Origin of the sequence: Chitinophaga sp. (assembly GCF_035564935.1) — a bacterium.
In the GTDB taxonomy this organism is placed as follows: Bacteria; Bacteroidota; Bacteroidia; order Chitinophagales; family Chitinophagaceae; genus Chitinophaga.
Map to the genome: position 1 here is coordinate 1 of NZ_DATMTE010001032.1, position 1,904 is coordinate 1,904.

Consider the following 1,904-nt stretch of genomic DNA (forward strand, 5'->3'; position numbering starts at 1 on the left):
AACTGCTGCTGGTGATATCCAGTGTATTGGCTGCCGACAGATTGTTCGCGCCCAAAACGTAGTTGGGGAAATTCTCCGCTTCCTGGTAGGTCCGCTGCATCCTGTTGCTTTGGAAAGTTACACCAGCAAGCACATCAAAGGCATTATCCTTATTTATTTTCTTTGTATAGGTAAGCGTGTTTTCATTTAAAGTATTGATATTTTCCGAAGTACCGTTGCTTCCGTAGCCATTCCGGCCGCTTCCGGCAAGCGTTTGCGGCGTAAAGAATACATTCCTGAATGAATTCTGAATATCTGCTCCAAAACTAATGTGCGCCTTCAGTCCTTCTGCGATGCTGAAATCCCCGAATACATTACCCAGTACCCTGTCTGTTGAAAGTAGATTGGTGGAAGTTTTCAGCATGGCAACAGGATTGGGAGTGCTCGCAAAGCCCGTGCCCGGCCCGAGGTTAAGTAACTGATAGGTGCCATCGGGCGCGTAAACCGGGCTGGCCGGAGAGATGGTCAGTGCCTCATATACGGGGCCGGCGGCCAGGCCTTCAGAAACGCCGTTATTGACGGTGCGCGATGCGGTAAAATTGGAACCTATTTTAATACGCTCACTCAAGGTAGCATCTAAATTAACCCTTGCTGTATAACGCTTAAAATTGTTATTAATGATGATCCCATCCTGGTTGAGATAGTTTCCGCTTACCAGGTAGCGCACTTTGTCGGTTCCTCCGCTGATAGACAACTGGTAACTCTGTATGGGCGCAGTCCTGTAGATCTCTTTCTGCCAGTCGGTGCCTTCACCGTAGGAAGCAACAGGCTTGGGATAAGGCCCGTTAGGGTTTCCAAACCTTTGTGCGAAACCAAGATTGGCAAGCTGCTCATTTTTCAGGTTCAGGTGATCCATAGCATTCCCCAGTTTCAATTGTTTTACAACTTCCTGTGCACCGGCGTAGGTTTCAAACTCGACGCTCGGCTGACCTAACTTTCCGCGCCTGGTAGTTACCAAAACAACGCCGTTAGCTCCCCTTGAACCATATATTGCTGTTGCGGAAGCATCTTTTAAAACTTCTATTGACTCGATATCATTCGGGTTAATCGTAGACAGCGGGTTAGCATAACCAGCGCCGCTTCCGCTTGCACCCTTTGCCGCAGTTGGTACGGAAATAGGGAAACCATCCACAACATATAAAGGATCATTGCTGGCAGAAATAGAGTTGCCGCCACGCACACGGATAGTTACGCCACCACCCGGTGAATTGGATGCCTGCGTAATTTGTACCCCCGAAACTTTGCCTTCCAATGCCTGGTTAAAAGAGTTAATTGGTTGCGACTTTATTTCAGCTGATCCGATAGAGGAAACCGATCCTGTCAGATCTTTTTTACGGACGGTGCCGTAACCAATCACCACTATCTGGTTCAATCCTTTTGATTCCGCCTTTAGTTGAACATCAATTGTGGTGCGCCCTTCAATAGGAACTTCCTGTGTTAAATAACCAACACTGGTAAAAACAAGCGTCCCTTTACTATCCGGAACATTGACGGAATAGTTGCCTTTTGCGTCCGATATCGCACCAATATTGGAGTCTTTCAATTTGATACTTGCTCCCGGCAAGCTGCCCTGTTCATCTGTTACTTTTCCGGTTATCCTGACAGCGCTGGTAGCCCGACTGGGTTCCGCGGGCGGCAATTTCAGCGGTGTAATTAATATGGTTTTTTGATTAATCACATAATTAAACGGCTGGTTACTAAAACATAATTTTAAGGCTTCTTCCAGTGAGGCGTCCTTTATTTTAACGGTAACAGGTTTTGCAGCGCCTAAAATATCAGGATCGCAAAGAATACTGTAACCGGTCTGCTGGCGAATATCATTTAACGTCTCCCATAATGGGGCGTTCTTTTTATTTAAGTTAATC

General features: G+C 46.7%; 1 protein-coding gene. It reads right to left on the reverse strand.

Going from position 1 to position 1,904, the window contains the following annotated elements:
* Positions 1 to 1,904: SusC/RagA family TonB-linked outer membrane protein (locus tag VN105_RS26910; RefSeq protein ID WP_325646083.1), on the reverse strand; the 1,904-nt coding region annotated here is incomplete at both ends.